The sequence below is a fragment of the Bacillus sp. LSHTCR4 genome (assembly GCF_057197025.1).
Map to the genome: position 1 here is coordinate 378,449 of NZ_JBXUNO010000002.1, position 19,925 is coordinate 398,373.

Consider the following 19,925-nt stretch of genomic DNA (forward strand, 5'->3'; position numbering starts at 1 on the left):
TAAAACATGTAAAAAGGTGCGGAGAAAAAGTGTACCATCATACAAAAACAAAAGGAGATTTAGCTGTTTTAAAGGCGCAAGTTGATTTGTATGAAAAAGGATACATGATTTTAATGCCACAAACAGAGCATTCGTCGTTTGCTCTTGTAGTGTATAAAGACGGGAGATTTAAAAGGGTACAAGTTGAAATATAGAGAATTGAATGCAAGAGGGATACTAGAAGTTAGATTCCGATCTAGTTATTCTACGACAAGCGGAGTCACTACAAAAGAAGTGAATAAAGAAGAAATAGATGTGTATTGTGTATATTGTCCTCAAACGGATTTTTGTTATTACTTCAACCAAAAATTATTTAGTAAATCTATTAGTTTAAGAGTGGATTCTCCGAAAAATAACCAAGAGAAAAAAGTTAATTTTGCAAGTGATTATAGAGAAATTCCGTGAAAGCACCTCAAGCTATGTGAGGTGCTTTTCTATTCTCTTTTGAAATCTTACAATTCTGTAAGGTAACTGTAAGGTAGTTCGATGGTAACAAATTGCTAATCCTCTATAATGAAGGTAACAACGATAAAACGAGGAGGAAGAAATGATGAAAGGGTTAATCGTAACGGGTTTAACAGTTGCTTTTGGATTTGTAGCGTATGAGAAATTAACGTATGTAGTGGATGTTGTAAAACATTTAATCGCTTAGAGGAAACTACCATGAGAGGGAAAGGGAATGAGTGAATGAATGGAATGGTTATTTGGAATTATAGGTACTTGTAGTGTAGTGTTATTGTTCTTTGTCCCAAGTGGTATACTTAGTTCGACAACGAGTTTGTTCTTCTTAAGTTTGTTTGCTTGTACGATGCTTATCATTATGTTTTTAATGAAGCGAAGTAAACCAATCTTCTATTTTAGCATGATTGTTATGGCAATTATTGTTCTCCAAATTATTACCCTTGTTATATACCCCACTATTATAAAAGCTTTCCATTAATGATAAATCCTCTGCTTTCATCGCTGAGGGTTTTTATTTGTACATTTTAAATTTTAAGTAAGGATTTGTTTATATTGAAATATAAAAATTAAATATTTTCATATTTCAAACAAAGGGTGTTGAGATGTTGTGTTCTCATTACTCATTTGATATATTTACTTTAAAGATAATTAAAATCTAGAAAAAGAGGCGGACGTATGGATAAAAAAGAAAATACGGTCGTATTGTTTCCGCAGCTATCAGAGCGCTATATTGATGAAGGTTTTTTAGCGCTGAAAGAGCGGAAATTCGAAGATGCATTGCGCTGCTTTGAAATATTACGTCAGTATAATGCAGAAACGGAACAAACGGAATTAGCTTCGGTTATTTGTTTGTTAGAATTAAAGCATATGGAAGAAGCGAAAGAGAAGTGTGAACAGTTACTGGAAACAGGAGCTGTATTATTTGGTGATATTCTTGAAACGTATGTGACAATTTTAGTTCAAACAAATGATTATGAAGGTGTAATTGAAACCGTTGAAAAAGTTTTGCAAACGAAAGATATAATGCCTGAACAAAAGGAAAAATTAGCACAGCTCGCTTTATTTGCAGAAGGTATGTTAAATGAAGTAGATACGTCACTAGTCGATTCGAATTTTGAATTAGATGAATTTACTAATGAAATGTTTGGAGAAAACTTTGGGCAAAAGCTAAGAGCGATTCAGCAACTTTCGTTAAAAGACTTGGATCTTGCATTACCTGTTTTAAAGAAATTTTTAGTAGACGAAAAACAGCACCCTTATTTGAAAACTTCTATTTTATATAAAATGATAGAAAATCAAATAGAAGAAGAGATAGAGGTAGAAAAGTTTGGGAATACGATCAAGGTAATTCCGGCATTTACAGGTCATAATGAGGAGCAATCCGATAACATTATACATACATTATCAAGTCGATTAGAACAAAATTATCCTGATATATTTGATGCGATGGTTACATATTGGAAAGAGTTGCAAATTAGCGTTTTCCCATTCGCTCTATTAATGGATAAAGTGGAAATTTGGGCTGCTGTTTTAGAGAGAATTGGTAGAAAGCGTTTCGGGTTGACTATTGATGAGGAAGAGCTTATGACAGCGTATAATATTGGATTAGAAGAGTTTCATATTGCCTATCAATGGTTATTACGTGTTGAAAGAGAAGGATATTTGCCCGTATAATTATGAAAAAGAATCGTTCGGTTCTTGAAACGAGCATATTCTATGTTATAATGTAAGGGTTGCAAAAGGCAGAAATCTGCCTGTTTGTAAGAGAAGAGAAGTGTAATTCTCTTACTTAATATGTTTCATATTATTCTCGAACAAAATATACCGTAGTTGTCTTTTAGGCAATTAGTAGATTGGAACATTATATCTGAAAGCTTTTGCTAGAGGATTATTTGTACTTTTGTTATTTCAAAAAAGAGATAATGAAGATCTTAATCTATAGAGGTATGTGCATACATTATTATAGTTGGAGGGAAAGAATAAATGGCTGCAAAATGGGAAAAATTAGAAGGTAACGTAGGCGTTTTAACAATCGAAGTTGATGCTAAAGAAGTAAACAACTCTATCGACGCTGCGTTCAAAAAAGTAGTAAAAACAATCAACGTACCAGGTTTCCGTAAAGGAAAAATGCCTCGTCCGTTATTCGAACAACGCTTTGGTATCGAATCTTTATACCAAGATGCTTTAGATATCATCTTACCAAAAGCATACGGTGAAGCGATCGATGAAGCTGGTATCTTCCCAGTTGCTCATCCTGAAATTGACATCGAGAAGTTCGAAAAAAATGCTAACCTTATCTTCACTGCAAAAGTTACAGTGAAACCTGAAGTTAAATTAGGTGAGTACAAAGGTTTAGCAGTAGAAAAAGTTGAAACAACTGTAACTGACGAAGATGTAGAGAACGAATTAAAATCTTTACAAGAGCGTCAAGCTGAACTAGTTGTTAAAGAAGAAGGAACTGTTGAAAACGGTGATACAGCTGTAATCGACTTCGAAGGTTTCGTTGATGGCGAAGCATTTGAAGGCGGAAAAGGCGAAAACTACTCTCTAGCAATCGGTTCTGGTACATTCATCCCAGGTTTCGAAGAGCAAGTAATTGGTCTTAAATCTGGTGAGTCTAAAGACGTTGAAGTATCATTCCCAGAAGAGTACCATGCTGCTGAATTAGCTGGCAAACCAGCAACATTCAAAGTAACAGTTCACGAAATCAAAACAAAAGAACTTCCTGAGTTAAACGACGAGTTCGCTAAAGAAGCTGACGAAGCGGTTGCAACTCTTGATGAATTAAAAGCAAAACTTCGTACAAACTTAGAAGAAGGCAAAAAGCACGAAGCTGAGCACAAAGTACGTGACGAAGTAGTAGAATTAGCTGCTGCTAACGCTGAAATCGACATTCCAGAAGCTATGATCGACACTGAGTTAGATCGTATGGTTCGTGAATTCGAGCAACGTTTAAGCCAACAAGGTATGAACCTTGAGCTTTACTACCAATTCACAGGTACTGATGCTGACAAGTTAAAAGAGCAAATGAAAGAAGACGCTCAAAAACGCGTAAGAATCAACCTTGTTCTTGAAGCTATCATTGAAGCTGAAAACATCGAAGTTACTGAAGAAGAAGTAACTGCAGAAGTTGAAAAAATGGCTGAAATGTACGGTATGCCAGTAGACGCTATCAAGCAAGCTCTTGGAAGCGTAGACGCTTTAGCTGAAGATCTTAAAGTTCGTAAAGCTGTAGACTTCTTAGTAGAAAACGCTGCATAATAAAATAACAAGGCACGATTTTAATCGTGCCTTGTTTTATAAATATAGAAATATATTTATAAAACTTTTCGATGAAGAAGGAAAACTTCCTTAATGAGTCGAATATACATATTTCAAAAGTTTTAAAAACTTTTTATTTGTACATAACTAGTCATATTATTTGTATTTCTCGCCACGTAGTGACATAATATGTATTTACATACGATACATTTATCGTGTACATACGAAGGCAAGAGGTTAGCACTTTGTAAGGGGTGTGAAAATATGTTTAAATTTAATGATGAAAAAGGGCAATTAAAATGTTCTTTCTGTGGTAAAACACAAACGCAAGTTCGAAAGTTAGTTGCAGGTCCAGGTGTTTACATTTGTGACGAGTGTATCGAACTTTGTACTGAAATTGTACAAGAGGAGCTTGCGAAAGACGAAGAAGTAGAATTCAAAGATGTACCGAAACCGGTAGAAATTCGTGAAATCTTAGATGAGTATGTCATCGGACAAGATAACGCGAAAAAAGCACTAGCGGTAGCGGTATATAACCATTACAAACGCATTAATTCTAACAGCAAAATTGATGATGTAGAATTAGCGAAGAGTAATATCGCACTTATCGGGCCAACAGGTAGTGGTAAAACATTACTGGCACAAACGTTAGCGCGTATTTTAAATGTTCCATTTGCAATCGCGGACGCGACATCTTTAACTGAAGCTGGATACGTTGGGGAAGATGTAGAAAATATCTTACTTAAATTAATCCAAGCAGCTGATTATGATGTAGAGAAAGCGGAAAAAGGAATCATTTATATTGATGAGATTGATAAAGTGGCACGTAAGTCCGAAAATCCATCAATTACACGTGATGTATCTGGTGAAGGTGTGCAGCAGGCACTTCTGAAAATTTTAGAAGGTACTGTAGCAAGCGTTCCACCTCAAGGTGGTCGTAAGCATCCGCACCAAGAGTTTATTCAAATTGATACAACGAATATCTTATTCATCTGTGGTGGAGCGTTTGATGGCATTGAGCCAATTATTAAACGTCGTCTTGGTGAAAAAGTAATTGGATTTGGTTCGGAGAAGAAAAATGCGGATGTAAATGAGAAGCATGTTTTATCTCACGTATTACCAGAGGACCTTTTAAGATTTGGTTTAATTCCAGAGTTTATCGGTCGTCTTCCAGTTATTGCGAACCTAGAGCCGCTTGATGAAGATGCTCTTGTTGATATTTTAACGAAACCGAAAAATGCACTTGTTAAGCAATTCCAAAAACTATTGGAGCTTGACGATGTTGAGTTAGAGTTTGAAGAAGGCGCACTAATTGAGATTGCGAAAAAAGCAATTGAACGTAAAACAGGTGCTCGTGGACTTCGTTCTATTATTGAAGGCTTAATGCTGGATGTAATGTTCGAACTTCCATCTCGTAAAGATATCGAGAAGTGTGTTCTTACAAAAGAAACAGTAGCTGATAATGCACCGCCAAAATTGGTGTTACAAGACGGTACTGTACTTGATACAAAAACATCTGCATAATGCGAAAGAGAAACAGCAATTTTTATAATTGCTGTTTTTCTTTATGTTTAGCTATGTTCCTCCGCGGAAATACTAAGAGATAAAACATTGCGGGAGGAAATAAATGATGAGCTGGACAAATATATTTTTACTTGTTCAACTTGTTTTTGGTGTAATTGTCGGATTGTATTTTTGGCATTTACTTCGAAATCAGCGAACACAAAAAGTTTCAATTGATCGAGAATCGAAAAAAGAATTAGAACAGCTTCGTAAAATGCGTGAGATTTCTTTAACAGAGCCGCTTGCGGAAAAGGTGCGCCCTACATCCTTTTTAGATATTGTAGGGCAAGAGGACGGGATTAAGTCGTTAAAAGCGGCTCTTTGTGGCCCAAACCCGCAACATGTGATTATATATGGTCCGCCAGGTGTAGGAAAGACAGCGGCAGCACGTCTTGTATTAGAAGAAGCGAAACGAAATCCAAAATCTCCATTTCGCACAAATGCAACATTTATTGAACTGGATGCGACGACAGCTCGGTTTGATGAACGTGGTATTGCAGACCCTTTAATCGGTTCGGTGCATGATCCCATTTATCAAGGTGCTGGGGCGATGGGACAAGCAGGTATTCCACAACCGAAAAAAGGTGCGGTAACAGATGCGCACGGTGGTATTTTGTTTATTGATGAGATTGGTGAACTACATCCGATTCAAATGAACAAAATGTTAAAGGTGCTAGAAGATCGAAAAGTGTTTTTGGAAAGTGCATACTATAGTGAAGAGAATACGATGATTCCAACGTATATACATGACATTTTTCAAAAAGGTTTACCAGCCGATTTTCGCTTAGTTGGGGCGACGACACGTTCGCCAGAGGAGATTCCTCCTGCTATTCGGTCGCGCTGTTTAGAAGTGTTCTTCCGTGAGTTAGATACAGAAGAAATTCAAAAAGTAGCGAAGAATGCGGCTGACAAAGTGGAAATGCAAATCGGTGAAAATGGTATTGAAATGATTGGGATGTATGCAAGAAATGGACGAGAAGCGATTAATCTTGTGCAAATTTCTGCTGGAATGGCAATAAATGAAGAACGTCCTTTCATTAAAGATGAAGATATTGAGTGGGTTGTTCACTCTAGTCAGCTTACACCGAAGTATGAAAAACGCATTTACCCTATTCCGAGAATCGGTCTTGTAAATGGACTTGCTGTATACGGACCAAATACAGGCGCGTTATTAGAAATTGAAGTAACAGCAATTAAGGCGAAAGATAAAGGGTCGGTAAATGTTACCGGAATTGTTGAAGAGGAAAGTATTGGTAGTCAAACGAAATCAATTCGCCGTAAAAGTATGGCGAAAGGTTCTGTAGATAATGTATTAACAGTACTTCGATCTCTAGATGTGTTGCCAGAAGGGTACGATATACATATTAATTTTCCAGGTGGTATCCCGATTGATGGGCCTTCTGCGGGAATTGCTATGGCAACAGGTGTGTATTCGGCAGTGCATCATACGTATGTGAATAATGAAGTAGCGATGACTGGTGAGATAAGTATACACGGGGAAGTGAAACCTATCGGTGGTGTGTACGCAAAAATAAAAGCTGCGAAAAAGGCGGGAGCTAAGAAAGTTATCATCCCTGCTGAAAACATGCAACCGTTTTTGTACACAATAAAAGGAATTGAAATTATCCCTGTTCGTAAGTTAAAGGAAGTATTTGAGCTAACATTTATGCAAGAAAATATGCATCGAGAGCTTGATGTACATACTACGATAGACGAAACAGATGCACAATCAATGTGAGAGTGAACGATAATAAAATTTGCCAGACTTCGTTTAAGTTTGTATGCTTAAGCGGAGTCTTTTTTCTTTTTATAAAGGAGAAAAAACGAGTGATTTACAATTGCGGAAAATCTCTGCAATTGCATCTAGATGTATTGTAATATAAAATGGTTGAACAGGAGTTTAATTTATTATGGAGGTGCTATGTCTAGTATGAATACGAATGAAAGAATCGTACCCCTCCTACCATTAAGAGGCGTTCTCGTATATCCAACGATGGTTCTGCATCTTGATGTAGGACGTGATAAATCGATACAAGCACTAGAGCAGGCGGCAATGGATGAAAATATCATCTTTTTAGCAATGCAAAAAGAAATGAATATCGATGATCCGAAAGAAGATGACATATATAGTGTAGGTACAGTGGCGAAAGTGAAGCAAATGTTAAAATTGCCTAACGGTACGCTTCGTGTCCTTGTAGAAGGTTTACATAGAGCAGAAGTAGTAAAGTTTATCGAAGAAGAAAATGTAGTGCAAGTTTCTATTAAAACGATAACGGAAGAAGTGGAAGCTGATTTAGAAGAGAAAGCTCTTATGCGTACGTTACTGGAGCATTTCGAACAATATATTAAAGTTTCGAAAAAAGTTTCAAATGAAACATTTGCAACGGTAGCTGATGTAGAAGAGCCAGGAAGATTAGCTGATTTAATTGCTTCTCACTTGCCAATTAAAACGAAGCAGAAACAAGAGATTTTAGAGATCATATCTGTGAAAGAACGATTACATACACTTATTTCAATTATTCAAGATGAACAAGAATTACTTAGTTTAGAAAAGAAAATTGGACAAAAAGTGAAACGTTCAATGGAGCGCACGCAAAAAGAATATTTCTTACGTGAGCAAATGAAGGCGATTCAAACTGAACTTGGCGATAAAGAAGGTAAGGGCGGGGAAGTTGAAGAACTTCGTGAGAAAATTGAACAGTCAGGAATGCCTGAAGAAACAATGAAGGCTGCACTGAAAGAATTAGATCGTTATGAAAAGTTACCAGCAAGTTCTGCGGAGAGCGGCGTTATTCGCAATTATATGGATTGGTTATTAGCACTTCCGTGGACAGAAGCAACAGAAGATATGATTGATCTTGTTCATTCTGAAGAGATTTTAAACAAAGATCATTACGGTCTTGAGAAAGTGAAAGAACGCGTACTTGAATATTTAGCAGTACAGAAGTTAACGAATTCATTAAAAGGACCTATCCTTTGTTTAGTAGGACCTCCTGGGGTCGGAAAAACGTCGTTAGCGCGTTCTATTGCAACATCATTAAATCGTAATTTTGTCCGTGTATCCCTTGGTGGTGTACGTGATGAATCTGAAATTCGTGGTCACCGCCGTACGTACGTTGGAGCAATGCCAGGACGCATTATTCAAGGTATGAAAAAGGCGAAATCAGTTAATCCAGTCTTCTTATTAGATGAGATTGATAAAATGTCTAATGATTTCCGTGGAGATCCATCAGCAGCATTACTTGAAGTGTTAGACCCAGAACAAAACCATAACTTCAGTGATCATTATATTGAAGAACCATATGATCTATCGAAAGTTATGTTTGTAGCAACTGCGAATACACTTTCCAGTATTCCAGGCCCATTACTTGACCGTATGGAAATTATTTCGATTGCTGGTTATACAGAACTTGAAAAAGTTCATATTGCTCGCGAACATTTATTGCCGAAACAATTAAAAGAGCATGGCTTACGAAAAGGTAATTTACAAGTACGTGATGAAGCGCTTCTTGAAATTATTCGCTATTATACACGTGAGGCTGGTGTTCGTACACTAGAGCGCCAAATTGCAAAAGTTTGTCGTAAAGCAGCAAAGATTATCGTTACAGCAGAACGTAAGCGTATTGTAGTAACAGAGAAAAATGTTGTTGATTTACTTGGTAAGCACATATTCCGTTATGGGCAAGCCGAAAAAACAGATCAAGTTGGTATGGCGACAGGTTTAGCGTATACAGCAGCAGGTGGCGATACACTGGCGATTGAAGTGTCCGTAGCGCCAGGTAAAGGGAGATTAATTTTAACAGGGAAACTTGGGGATGTTATGAAAGAATCCGCACAAGCAGCGTTTAGCTATATTCGCTCTCGTGCAGAAGAGCTTCAGATTGATCCGAATTTCCATGAGAAAAATGATATTCATATTCATGTTCCAGAAGGAGCAGTTCCAAAAGATGGACCGTCAGCAGGTATTACGATGGCAACAGCACTTATTTCTGCACTAACAGGTATTCCTGTAAGTAAAGAAGTGGGGATGACAGGTGAAATTACACTTCGTGGTCGTGTATTACCGATTGGTGGTTTAAAAGAAAAAACATTAAGTGCTCACCGCGCAGGTTTAACTAAGATTATTTTACCAGCGGAAAATGAGAAAGATTTAGATGATATTCCAGAGAGCGTAAAAGAAAATCTTACGTTTGTGCTTGCATCTCATTTAGATGAAGTATTGGAGCACGCATTAGTAGGAGTGAAACAATGAAAGTAACAAAAGCAGATATTGTAATTAGTGCTGTTAAACCAGAACAATATCCAGACAGTGATTTACCAGAAATTGCATTAGCAGGTCGTTCAAATGTCGGGAAGTCTTCCTTTATTAATAAAATTTTAAATCGTAAAAAGTTAGTACGTATTTCTTCTAAACCAGGAAAAACGCAAACGTTGAACTTTTTCTTAATCAATGAGATGATGCATTTTGTTGACGTTCCAGGTTATGGATATGCGAAAGTATCTAAATCAGAGCGCGCAGCATGGGGCAAAATGATTGAAACGTACTTTACAACGCGTGAGCAACTAGACGCAGCTGTATTAGTAGTTGATTTACGTCACCAACCAACAAATGATGACGTGATGATGTATGATTTCTTAAAGCACTATGAAATCCCAACAATTATTATTGCAACGAAAGCCGATAAAATTCCGAAAGGGAAATGGCAAAAGCATTTAAAAGTTGTAAAAGAAACGCTTGCTGTTGAAATTGGAGATGAAATTGTTCTATTCTCTTCTGAAACAGGACTTGGAAAAGAAGAAGCATGGAAAGCAATTCATAAAATGACAAAAACAAAAAACGCGTGACGAATGTCGCGCGTTTTTTCTTTATACACTTTTAGCGTACATTTAACGTAACTTCAATATTTCCTCGTGTTGCTTTCGAGTAAGGACATACACCGTGAGCGGCTTCTACAAGTTCTTGTGCTTCGCTATGTGAGACGCCAGCGACATGTACATCAAGTACAGCAGATAGGCCGAAACCACCATCTGTATCTTTTCCGATAGAAACGTGAGCAGTTACTTCTGTACTTTCTACTTTCACACGTTTTGTACGAATGACAAGTTGTAATGCACTATCAAAACAAGCGGCATAACCAGCAGCAAATAGTTGTTCTGGATTTGTTGCTTCTCCGCCTGCACCACCTAGTGCTTTCGGCATTTTTACATCAAGATTTAATATGCCATCATCTGAGACTACTTTTCCGTTTCTTCCACCTGTAGCAGTTACTGAAGCAGTATATAATTTATCCATGTTTATTCCCCTTTTCTATCATTAATTGTTTTCATTGTTTCAATTAGTTTATTTAATTGAATTAATAAAGAACGATATTCTTGTTCTGTAATTCCTAAATTTGTTGCCATCGTTTTTGGCAATGAACAAGCCTTTTCTTGTAAATCTTTACCTTGTTCTGTTAATTCAATACATACTTTTCGCTCATCTTCTTTGGAACGAACGCGTTTTACAAGGTTTAATGATTCCATTCGTTTTAACATAGGTGTTAACGTACCTGAATCTAAAAATAGACGTTCTCCAATTTCTTTTACTGTTAGTCCATCTTGCTCCCATAGTACGAGTAAAGTAATGTACTGTGGATACGTAATGCCCATTTCTTCTAAATACGGTCGGTAAAAGCGTGTCATCTCTCTAGAACAGGCGTAAATGGAAAAACAAAGTTGGTTATCTAGATGTAAAGAATTATCTACCATACATAACTCCTTTCTTATTAAGTTGCGCGCAATTTAATTTTGTAAAACCAATATAACGAAAAAGAAATACAATGTCAAATACATTGTATTGAGAAAGTTCGTGCTACAATTTGGAACAATCATACATATTTTCCTTCATGATGAAAGAAGATAGGAAAGATGATGTTATAATTCATATGGAATAGTTTCCATCACTTGATTATGAGGGCTTTTTTTGGTAACGTACAAATAGAGTTATTAATTTATAATCATTATAAAGTAGAAAATTTTTATTCGTTTTACTGAATCTCCTTTATTACATACGGAGAATAAATAAAAAATAATCGGTTGTTCACACGATTGTCAGATTCATAAGAGGAAAGTTGTATTATGATAGTAGATAAAGTGATAAAACGGGTGAAGGGGGACATGCTGCGTGCATATTCTTGTTGTTAGTGTAAATTATCGAACAGCCCCTGTAGAATTTCGTGAGAAACTCACATTTCAGGCAGCAGAGCTAGAGCAAGCAATGACGACATTACAAAATCAAAAGAGCGTGTTAGAGAATGTCATTGTATCAACTTGTAATCGCACTGAGATTTATGCTGTTGTCGATCAATTACACACGGGACGGTATTATATTAAGAAGTTTTTAGCTGATTGGTTTCAGCTTGAAATAGAAGAAGTCGCACCATATTTAACTATTTTTGAACAAGATGGTGCAATAGATCATTTATTCCGCGTAACTTGCGGTTTAGATTCTATGGTAGTTGGAGAGACGCAGATTTTAGGTCAAATAAAAGATAGCTTTTTAGAAGCCCAACAAGTAAAAGCAACAGGGACAATTTTTAATGAATTGTTTAAGCAAGTTATTACATTAGCGAAACGTGCTCACTCAGAAACGACAATTGGTGAAAGTGCGATGTCTGTTAGTTATGCTGCTGTTGAGCTAGGGAAGAAAATATTCGGCGAGTTAACAGATTGTCACGTGCTTATTCTCGGTGCTGGTAAAATGGGTGAACTTGCACTGCAAAACTTATATGGAAGCGGTGCTCGTAAAGTAACAGTCATGAATAGGACGCTTTCAAAAGCAGAAATAATGGCTGAGAAATATATGGGACATGCAAAACCTTTAAGTGAATTACAATGTGCATTATTAGAAGCTGATATTTTAATTAGTTCAACTGGTGCATCGGATTATGTCATTACGAAAGAGATGATGACAAAGGTAGAGAAAATGCGCTCTGGCCGTCCATTATTTATGGTTGATATTGCAGTGCCGCGTGATATTGATCCAGCGATTGATGAGTTAGAAGGTTCTTTCTTATATGACATTGATGATTTGCAAGGAGTAGTGGAAGCGAACCGTGCTGAGCGTTTGAAAGAAGCAGAGAAAATTCAATTTATGATTGAAGAGGAAATTGTTTTATTTAAAACGTGGTTAAGTACACTTGGTGTCGTTCCGTTAATATCAGCTCTTCGTGATAAGGCACTTGCTATCCAAAGTGAAACGATGGAAAGCCTGGAACGAAAAATACCGAATCTTAGTGATCGTGAGAGAAAAGTAATTAGTAAGCATACGAAAAGTATTATTAATCAATTATTAAAAGACCCAATTTTAGTAGCGAAAGAAATAGCTGCTGAAGAGGGAGCAGACGAAAAATTAGCGTTATTTGCAAAGATTTTCGATTTAGAAATGGAAGACGTAGAGAGTCGTGCGGAAGAAGTAGAACATAAAAGAGCGTGGACACCATCCGTTCCATCTTTATAATTTGGAAGGATGATCGGATGAGTTTTTTAAATAACAGTATTATTTATCATATTGCAATTATTTTATATGCTTGTAGCATTAGTTTATATTTTATAGATTATTTCCAAAGTAACCGAAAGGCGAACCGATTTGCTTTTTGGTTACTTTCGATTGTATGGGTTCTGCATTCTATTTTTATGTTGCTTAGAGCTACAGATTCAGAAACGAACCCTCTTTTAACCTTATTATCAGGGATTTATTTTTATGTTTGGCTATTGATTACGATGTCGTTAGTCATTAATCGATTTATGAGAATCGATTTTTTAGTCTTTTTTACAAATGTTGTTGCATTTGGCGTAAGCGCTTTTTCTATCTTTACGCCGCTTGGAAAGATGTCGCCGGTACTTGCAGAGCAATTAGTTTCGGAACTTGTATACGTACATGTCGGTATGGCTATTATTTCTTATGCAACATTCACTGTATCGTTCATTTTTTCTATTATGTATTTATTGCAATATCGCCTATTAAAAAAGAAAAAATGGAATGCGAGATTAAGAAGATTAGGGAATTTACCGAAGCTAGAATCGATGTCTTACGGATTAAATTTATTTTCTGTTCCATTTTTCTTACTAGCCATTTTATTAGGATGCATATGGGGATATACAAAATTGGACAATTTCCATTGGTATGATACGAAAGTGATTGGGTCTTTTGTCGTACTATTTGTATATTGTGCTGGCCTATATTTACGAGCCGCAGATGTGTTACAAGGGAAGAAAATCGTGCAGTGGAACATTGGAGCATTTCTCGTAATGCTAATTAATATTTTTCTATTAAGCAGTTTATCCAACTTCCACTTTTGGTATTTATAATGAGGAGAGAAAATTATGCGCAAAATTATTGTAGGGTCACGAAAGAGTAAATTAGCATTAACGCAAACGAACTGGTTTATTGATCAGTTAAAAGCGCTAGGTTTACCATATGAATTTGAAGTAAAAGAAATCGTCACAAAAGGTGATGTTATTTTAGATGTTACTCTTTCAAAAGTAGGCGGCAAAGGCTTGTTTGTGAAAGAGATTGAACATGCGTTACTTACGAAAGAAATTGATATGGCTGTACATAGTATGAAAGATATGCCGGCCGTACTTCCAGAAGGATTAATGATCGGTTGTACACCGAAGCGTGTTGACCCTCGTGATGCTTTTATCTCAAAAAACGGTGCATCGTTTAAAGAGTTAGCAGAAGGCGCTATTTTAGGTACGAGTAGTTTAAGACGTAGTGCACAGCTACTCGCTGCGAGACCAGACTTACAAGTGAAGTGGATTCGCGGAAATATCGATACACGTTTACGCAAATTAAAAGAAGAAGATTACGATGCAATTATTTTAGCGACAGCAGGATTACAAAGAATGGGCTGGGATAATGAAGTTATTACAGAACATTTAGATGAGACGTTATGTGTACCTGCTGTAGGACAAGGTGCATTAGCGATTGAGTGTCGTGAGGATGATAAGGATTTACTACAGTTGTTAGCTCATATGAATGATGGAGTAACAGAAAAAACAGTGGCAGCAGAACGCGTATTTCTTCATAAACTTGAAGGTGGATGCCAAGTTCCAATCGCTGGATATGCAACTCTTACAGAAAATGATGCAATCGAATTAACAGCTCTTGTCGGGTCTATGGACGGTTCGGTTTTATTGAAAGAGACAGTAGTAGGAACTGATCCAGAGAAAGTAGGGTTAGAGGCTGCGGACCGTTTAATTAAACAAGGCGCAAAAGAACTCATTCTTGCTGCAAATAAGGGGCAACAATAAATATGAGCGCTCTCGCTGGCAAAACGGTATTGGTTACACGTGCCCAGCATCAAGCAAAACAAATGAGTGTAGCGGTGAAAGAAAAGAGCGGAATTCCATTGGAAATTCCGCTTTTGCGTATGGAAGGTATGTCTCATAGGCAAATTCAACATATAGCAGAGCAGTTACATTCGTATGACTGGGTTATTTTTACGAGTAAAAATGGGGTAGCTTTTTTTCTAAATCGTTTGGGACAGAAGCTACCTGTAACGACTAAAATTGCTGCAGTAGGTGTGAAAACAAAGTTAGAGTTAGAAAAGCGAGGCTATGAAGTGGACTTCGTTCCAACTTCATTTGTTGCAGAAGTATTTGCAGAAGAGTTTGTAAAAAGATTAAGTGGAAACGAATGCATTTTATTTCCGAAAGGGAATTTAGCGAGAGATGTAATTCCAGTTGCGCTTCGCGAAATGGGTGTTTCTCTAGATGAGCTCATCGTATATGGTACGAAAGAAAATGTAGAGAAAAAGCGAGAGCTTATAGAAGCGTTAGAAGTAGGAAAAGTGGACGTTATTACATTTACGAGCCCTTCAACTGTTACTAGTTTTGTTCGTTTACTTGAGGGTACAGACTGGAGAGAATGGACAAAAAAATGTACAATTGCTTGTATAGGGCCTATTACGGAAAAAGAGGCGAGCCTTTATTTTCCGCATATTATTATGCCGAAAGAGTACACTGTAGAGGCATTACTACAATGCATTTGTGAATCTATAAAATAAAAGAATGGGGATAGAAATCTATGAACTCTTTACAATTTAATCGTCATCGTCGCTTAAGACAAAGCGGGGGCATGCGTGCGCTTGTGCGTGAAACGTTTTTACATACGGAAGATTTTATTTACCCTATTTTTGTATTAGAAGGAGAAAATGTTCGTAATGAAGTGCCTTCTATGCCAGGCGTATATCAAATGTCTTTAGATTTATTGCAAGCTGAAATGCAAGAAGTTGTTGATTTAGGTATTCGTTCTGTTATTGTATTTGGTTTACCTGCTGAAAAAGATGAAGTTGGATCATCAGCATATTGTGATCATGGAATTGTGCAACGTGCGATTCAGCAAATTAAAGGTGAATTCCCTGAGCTAGTAGTAGTGGCGGATACATGTTTATGTCAATTTACAAGCCATGGTCATTGCGGTGTAATTGAAGATGGTATTATTTTAAATGACGAGTCTCTTGCAGTTCTTGCAAAAACAGCTGTAAGCCAAGCGAAAGCAGGAGCAGACATTATTGCGCCATCAAACATGATGGACGGATTCGTAACAGCAATTCGCCACGCATTAGATGAAAATGGTTTTGGACATGTACCAGTTATGTCGTACGCTGTGAAATATTCATCAGCATTTTACGGACCATTCCGTGATGCGGCACATGGTGCACCGCAATTTGGTGATCGTAAAACATATCAAATGGACCCAGCGAACCGCATGGAAGCATTCCGTGAAGCAGAATCAGATGTAATGGAAGGGGCAGATTTCTTAATTGTAAAGCCAGCTCTTTCTTACTTAGATATCGTTCGTGATGTGAAAAATAACTTTAATTTACCAGTCGTTGCTTATAACGTAAGCGGTGAATATTCAATGATTAAAGCGGCAGCGCAAAATGGTTGGATTAATGAAAAAGAAGTTGTACTTGAAAAATTAATTAGTATGAAACGCGCAGGAGCAGATTTAATTATTACGTATCATGCGAAAGATGCAGCAAGATGGTTACAAGAAGGAGGCGCTAAATAATGAAAAAGTTTGATAAGTCGATTGCAGCGTTTGAAGAGGCGCAAGATTTAATGCCTGGTGGCGTAAATAGCCCAGTTCGTGCTTTTAAGTCTGTCGGTATGAATCCGTTGTTTATGGAGCGTGGAAAAGGCTCTAAAGTATATGATATCGATGGAAATGAATACATCGATTACGTATTATCATGGGGTCCTTTAATTCATGGTCATGCAAATGATCGTGTTGTTGAGGCTTTAAAAGCTGTTGCTGAAAGAGGTACAAGCTTCGGTGCCCCAACGGAAATTGAAAATAAATTAGCGAAACTTGTTATTGAGCGTGTACCATCAATTGAGATTGTACGTATGGTTAATTCTGGAACAGAAGCAACGATGAGTGCGCTACGTTTAGCTCGTGGTTATACAGGCCGTAACAAAATTTTGAAATTTATCGGTTGTTATCACGGTCATGGTGACTCGTTATTAATTAAAGCGGGTTCTGGTGTAGCAACGCTAGGTTTACCAGATAGCCCTGGTGTACCAGAAGGTGTAGCGAAAAATACGATTACAGTAGCGTATAACGATTTAGAAAGTGTGAAATACGCTTTCGAACAATTCGGTGATGATATTGCTTGTGTTATTGTAGAACCAGTAGCAGGGAATATGGGTGTTGTTCCTCCGCAACCAGGATTTTTAGAAGGTCTTCGTGAAGTAACAGAGCAAAATGGTGCATTGCTTATTTTTGATGAAGTAATGACAGGATTCCGTGTTGCTTATAATTGCGGGCAAGGTTATTACGGTGTAACACCTGATTTAACTTGTTTAGGTAAAGTAATCGGTGGTGGATTACCAGTAGGAGCATACGGTGGTAAAGCAGAAATTATGCGCCAAGTTGCACCGAGCGGACCGATTTACCAAGCAGGTACTTTATCAGGTAACCCACTAGCAATGGCAGCAGGTTATGAAACGTTAGTACAGTTAACGCCAGAATCGTATGTAGAATTCGAGCGTAAAGCTGAAATGTTAGAAGCTGGTTTACGTAAAGCGGCTGAAAAACATGGCATTCCGCATCATATTAACCGTGCGGGTTCTATGATTGGTATCTTCTTTACAGACGAACCAGTTATTAATTACGATGCAGCAAAATCTTCAAACTTAGAATTCTTTGCAGCTTACTATCGTGAAATGGTAGAGCAAGGTGTATTCTTGCCACCATCTCAATTCGAAGGTTTATTCTTATCGACAGCACATAGTGATGCAGATATTGAAGCGACGATTGCAGCGGCTGAAATTGCCATGTCAAAATTAAAAGCTTAATTGAATAAAAAAAATCGCTCTCCAAAAGGGGAGCGATTTTTTTTATTCATAAAGTCAGCTTTCCGTACATAAATCTGTAATGACATATAGTTTGGGAGGGGGAAAAGAAGTGGCAGCAGATCATTCATTACGTTTTTCATTAAAAGAATCTGTTTGGTTCCAAAAAGGACAGGAAGTCGAAGAACTTTTGTCAATTTCGTTAGATCCAGACGTTGAGATAGAAGAGCTTGATCATGAGGTTATTGTGAGAGGGCAATTAGATTTAACGGGAGAGTATGTTGCAAGGCAAGATGATTCAGCTTATTCATTAAGAGATCTATCGCCAGCGAAGTCCATTGATTATGTAGAAACAAGAGAAGATGGGGTTAATGAGCTTGTTCATTCCTTTCCGCTTGAAATATCAATCCCAAGAAACCGTGTGAAAGTAATTGAAGAACTATATGTATCTATCGAGGAATTTGATTATGAACTAAAGGAAAATGGTTGCTTACAATTATTAGCGGATATATCTATTACAGGGTTATGTGATGAAGAAAGAATCGAGGATGAAGAGGAAGAAACGGCATACGCTGAGTTAGAAGATGATTCAGAGCAAGAGGATGAAAATAGACCAACGCCGCAAGTAGAAGAACCAGCTTATAAGGAATCAGATGAGTGGGAAGATTACGCGTTTGAACCGTTCCAATTAGAAGAAAGAAAAGAGCAAGAAGTAGAGGAAGAGGAAATAGAAGAACATGAATTTGTAGAGCGTGAAGAGGAGAAAGAAACAACGCCGCAATTTGAATTGTTCGGACGAAAAGATTTCAAGAAAGAAAAAGCGAAAAAACAAGAAGAGCAAGAAGAAGAAACGTATTCACAGCGAGATGAAAATGCGCTTTATTTAACGAAATTATTTACGAAAGAACCGGAAGAAGAATTTACAAAGTTAAGAATGTATTTCGTGCAAGAAGGAGATACGATCGAATCTGTTGCAGAACGTTATGAAACATCTGTACAAAACTTATACCGTGTCAATCAAACAGAAGATATATATTTAACTACAGGACAAATTATTTATATTCCTGTTTCAAGAGCAAAAGCGAAATAAGTGAGTGTTTTCACTCACTTATTTTTCTAAAGGCGATGTTTTGAATAGAAAGGGTTATTCGTATGGATATGGAATTACGAAATCGCTATGAACCCATTGTAAGGCAATATAGATTGGATACGCAGCATATGGAAGAGCACGGAAGCGTAACGAAAATTTATACGAATCAAGGTCCATATGCGCTCAAGAAAATAGAAGGCAGGAAGTTAGAGCGGAATAACTTTCTGCACCATATTCAATATTTGAAGGAGAAGGGTTTCTCAAATTATGTACCTATATACCATGCGACGGATGGAAATTATATTTTAAGTGATGGTACGTATAATTACTATTTAATGCCTTGGTTAGAGCGTGCGGAAGGAAATGGCGAGGATAATGATCAATACCATAAAATGTTTCAGACTCTCGGAACGTTGCATCAAAAAACGGTAAAGGAAGAAACGTATACAGAAGAGGATTTAGAAAAACATTATACAAATATATCCGATCGCTGGGAAAATGATGGAGAGATGTTAGAGGAGTTTCTTGTAGAATCGGAAGCGAAGTGGTATATGTCTCCATTTGAATTGCAATATTGTACGTATTATCATCATGTAATGAGAGCACGTGAGTTTGCAACGAAGCAATTAAATGAGTGGAACGATGCGATGAAAGAAAAAGAAAAAACACGTATTACTTTTGTACATGGTAACGTATCACTTAATCATTTTTTATTTGATTATGAACGGAATGGCTATTTTATTAGTTTAGAAAAATCGAAGTTTGCAACACCTGTGCAAGATATTGTAGAGTTTTATTCTCGGTCGTTAAACACATATCCAATTGCGCGAAGTGATCGGTTTGAATGGTATCAAATGTATCAAAAAAATTTCCCTTTTACGAAAGAAGAGCAACTACTCATGTTTGCGTATATGACGTATCCATCGCAATTTATTCGGCAAATCCAGTCTTATAAGAAAAGAAGAGAGCGTCGTAATGAGGAAAATGAACTTCTCGGAGTAAAGAGTTTGCAACAAGCGCATTGGCTCGTTAGTAATATAGAATATTTCCTTTCGCAATTACAAGCTGCCCAGCAAGGGAACGGATAAAGAAGATAAGTAGAGGATGCTACTTATCTTCTTTTTTTTACTCAAAAAGCTGTAGTCTTAAATTTATCTTGACGAAT

The 19,925-nt window shown here is 37.1% G+C and carries 17 protein-coding genes and 1 pseudogene; 16 read left to right on the forward strand and 2 right to left on the reverse strand.

Features of this window, described 5'->3' with window-relative positions; genetic code table 11:
- Positions 1–29 precede the first annotated feature (29 nt).
- The 8 genes and pseudogenes from AC2CGR_RS15665 to ysxC all read left to right on the forward strand — a co-directional run bounded on the left by AC2CGR_RS15665 (position 30) and on the right by ysxC (position 10,170).
- Positions 30–444: pseudogene (locus tag AC2CGR_RS15665) on the forward strand (group I intron-associated PD-(D/E)XK endonuclease).
- A gap of 286 nt (positions 445–730) precedes the next feature.
- A complete protein-coding gene (locus AC2CGR_RS15670) occupies positions 731–979 on the forward strand; it encodes a hypothetical protein (protein ID WP_001983650.1) in 249 nt (82 codons plus the stop codon).
- Between the two features lie 197 nt (positions 980–1,176).
- Positions 1,177–2,175: a hypothetical protein gene (locus AC2CGR_RS15675; RefSeq protein ID WP_484480990.1), complete on the forward strand. Its 999-nt coding sequence runs from the start codon at positions 1,177–1,179 to the stop codon at positions 2,173–2,175.
- Between the two features lie 309 nt (positions 2,176–2,484).
- A complete protein-coding gene (tig, locus tag AC2CGR_RS15680; RefSeq protein ID WP_000729253.1) occupies positions 2,485–3,762 on the forward strand; it encodes a trigger factor in 1,278 nt (425 codons plus the stop codon).
- Between the two features lie 264 nt (positions 3,763–4,026).
- Positions 4,027–5,286: an ATP-dependent protease ATP-binding subunit ClpX gene (clpX, locus tag AC2CGR_RS15685; protein ID WP_000472281.1), complete on the forward strand. Its 1,260-nt coding sequence runs from the start codon at positions 4,027–4,029 to the stop codon at positions 5,284–5,286.
- Between the two features lie 106 nt (positions 5,287–5,392).
- Positions 5,393–7,063, forward strand: coding sequence for an ATP-dependent protease LonB (gene lonB / locus AC2CGR_RS15690; RefSeq protein ID WP_029440040.1), 1,671 nt, complete (start codon positions 5,393–5,395; stop codon positions 7,061–7,063).
- Positions 7,064–7,246: 183 nt separating this feature from the next.
- Complete coding sequence (lon, locus tag AC2CGR_RS15695) at positions 7,247–9,577, forward strand: endopeptidase La (protein ID WP_484480991.1); 2,331 nt, start codon at positions 7,247–7,249, stop codon at positions 9,575–9,577.
- Positions 9,574–10,170 carry a ribosome biogenesis GTP-binding protein YsxC gene (gene ysxC / locus AC2CGR_RS15700; protein ID WP_000869114.1) on the forward strand — a complete coding sequence of 199 codons (597 nt, stop codon included), beginning with the start codon at positions 9,574–9,576 and terminating at the stop codon, positions 10,168–10,170. The genes lon and ysxC overlap by 4 nt, the downstream gene beginning before the upstream one ends.
- Before the next feature lie 31 nt (positions 10,171–10,201).
- On the opposite strand, the gene AC2CGR_RS15705 is transcribed toward ysxC, so the two are convergent.
- Positions 10,202–10,618, reverse strand: coding sequence for an organic hydroperoxide resistance protein (locus tag AC2CGR_RS15705; protein WP_000359781.1), 417 nt, complete (start codon positions 10,616–10,618; stop codon positions 10,202–10,204).
- A gap of 2 nt (positions 10,619–10,620) precedes the next feature.
- Positions 10,621–11,073, reverse strand: a complete 453-nt coding sequence (locus AC2CGR_RS15710; RefSeq protein WP_087968451.1) for a MarR family winged helix-turn-helix transcriptional regulator — start codon at positions 11,071–11,073, stop codon at positions 10,621–10,623.
- Between the two features lie 415 nt (positions 11,074–11,488).
- On the opposite strand from AC2CGR_RS15710, the gene hemA reads away from it, so the two are divergent.
- The 8 genes from hemA (at position 11,489) to ysxE (ending at position 19,848) form a co-directional block, all read left to right on the forward strand.
- Positions 11,489–12,823, forward strand: a complete 1,335-nt coding sequence (hemA, locus tag AC2CGR_RS15715; protein ID WP_029440036.1) for a glutamyl-tRNA reductase — start codon at positions 11,489–11,491, stop codon at positions 12,821–12,823.
- Positions 12,824–12,840: 17 nt separating this feature from the next.
- Positions 12,841–13,674 carry a cytochrome C assembly family protein gene (locus AC2CGR_RS15720; RefSeq protein ID WP_000008996.1) on the forward strand — a complete coding sequence of 278 codons (834 nt, stop codon included), beginning with the start codon at positions 12,841–12,843 and terminating at the stop codon, positions 13,672–13,674.
- Positions 13,675–13,689: 15 nt separating this feature from the next.
- Positions 13,690–14,619 carry a hydroxymethylbilane synthase gene (hemC, locus tag AC2CGR_RS15725; protein WP_001226411.1) on the forward strand — a complete coding sequence of 310 codons (930 nt, stop codon included), beginning with the start codon at positions 13,690–13,692 and terminating at the stop codon, positions 14,617–14,619.
- Between the two features lie 2 nt (positions 14,620–14,621).
- A complete protein-coding gene (gene hemD, locus AC2CGR_RS15730) occupies positions 14,622–15,374 on the forward strand; it encodes a uroporphyrinogen-III synthase (RefSeq protein ID WP_484480992.1) in 753 nt (250 codons plus the stop codon).
- Positions 15,375–15,394: 20 nt separating this feature from the next.
- Positions 15,395–16,384: a porphobilinogen synthase gene (gene hemB / locus AC2CGR_RS15735; protein ID WP_029440033.1), complete on the forward strand. Its 990-nt coding sequence runs from the start codon at positions 15,395–15,397 to the stop codon at positions 16,382–16,384.
- Entirely contained in the window at positions 16,384–17,673 is a 1,290-nt protein-coding gene (hemL, locus tag AC2CGR_RS15740) for a glutamate-1-semialdehyde 2,1-aminomutase (protein ID WP_000712928.1), read from the forward strand. Before hemB ends, hemL begins: the two co-directional genes overlap by 1 nt.
- 109 nt (positions 17,674–17,782) lie before the next feature.
- Positions 17,783–18,760 (forward strand): stage VI sporulation protein D, encoded by a 978-nt coding sequence (gene spoVID, locus AC2CGR_RS15745; protein WP_087968453.1) that lies wholly within the window; start codon positions 17,783–17,785, stop codon positions 18,758–18,760.
- Positions 18,761–18,822: 62 nt separating this feature from the next.
- Positions 18,823–19,848 carry a spore coat protein YsxE gene (gene ysxE, locus AC2CGR_RS15750; RefSeq protein ID WP_087968454.1) on the forward strand — a complete coding sequence of 342 codons (1,026 nt, stop codon included), beginning with the start codon at positions 18,823–18,825 and terminating at the stop codon, positions 19,846–19,848.
- The last annotated feature ends 77 nt before the right edge of the window (positions 19,849–19,925 follow it).

Bases quoted from the DNA above. Each gene is read 5' to 3' on its own strand.
- hemC (WP_001226411.1), top strand. From the start codon at position 13,690: ATGCGCAAAATTATTGTAGGGTCACGAAAGAGTAAATTAGCATTAACG.
- hemL (WP_000712928.1), top strand. From the start codon at position 16,384: ATGAAAAAGTTTGATAAGTCGATTGCAGCGTTTGAAGAGGCGCAAGAT.
- AC2CGR_RS15705 (WP_000359781.1), bottom strand. From the start codon at position 10,618: ATGGATAAATTATATACTGCTTCAGTAACTGCTACAGGTGGAAGAAAC.
- tig (WP_000729253.1), top strand. From the start codon at position 2,485: ATGGCTGCAAAATGGGAAAAATTAGAAGGTAACGTAGGCGTTTTAACA.
- ysxE (WP_087968454.1), top strand. From the start codon at position 18,823: ATGGATATGGAATTACGAAATCGCTATGAACCCATTGTAAGGCAATAT.
- lon (WP_484480991.1), top strand. From the start codon at position 7,247: ATGTCTAGTATGAATACGAATGAAAGAATCGTACCCCTCCTACCATTA.
- hemD (WP_484480992.1), top strand. From the start codon at position 14,622: ATGAGCGCTCTCGCTGGCAAAACGGTATTGGTTACACGTGCCCAGCAT.
- ysxC (WP_000869114.1), top strand. From the start codon at position 9,574: ATGAAAGTAACAAAAGCAGATATTGTAATTAGTGCTGTTAAACCAGAA.
- lonB (WP_029440040.1), top strand. From the start codon at position 5,393: ATGAGCTGGACAAATATATTTTTACTTGTTCAACTTGTTTTTGGTGTA.
- AC2CGR_RS15720 (WP_000008996.1), top strand. From the start codon at position 12,841: ATGAGTTTTTTAAATAACAGTATTATTTATCATATTGCAATTATTTTA.
- AC2CGR_RS15670 (WP_001983650.1), top strand. From the start codon at position 731: ATGGAATGGTTATTTGGAATTATAGGTACTTGTAGTGTAGTGTTATTG.
- AC2CGR_RS15675 (WP_484480990.1), top strand. From the start codon at position 1,177: ATGGATAAAAAAGAAAATACGGTCGTATTGTTTCCGCAGCTATCAGAG.
- AC2CGR_RS15710 (WP_087968451.1), bottom strand. From the start codon at position 11,073: ATGGTAGATAATTCTTTACATCTAGATAACCAACTTTGTTTTTCCATT.
- hemB (WP_029440033.1), top strand. From the start codon at position 15,395: ATGAACTCTTTACAATTTAATCGTCATCGTCGCTTAAGACAAAGCGGG.
- clpX (WP_000472281.1), top strand. From the start codon at position 4,027: ATGTTTAAATTTAATGATGAAAAAGGGCAATTAAAATGTTCTTTCTGT.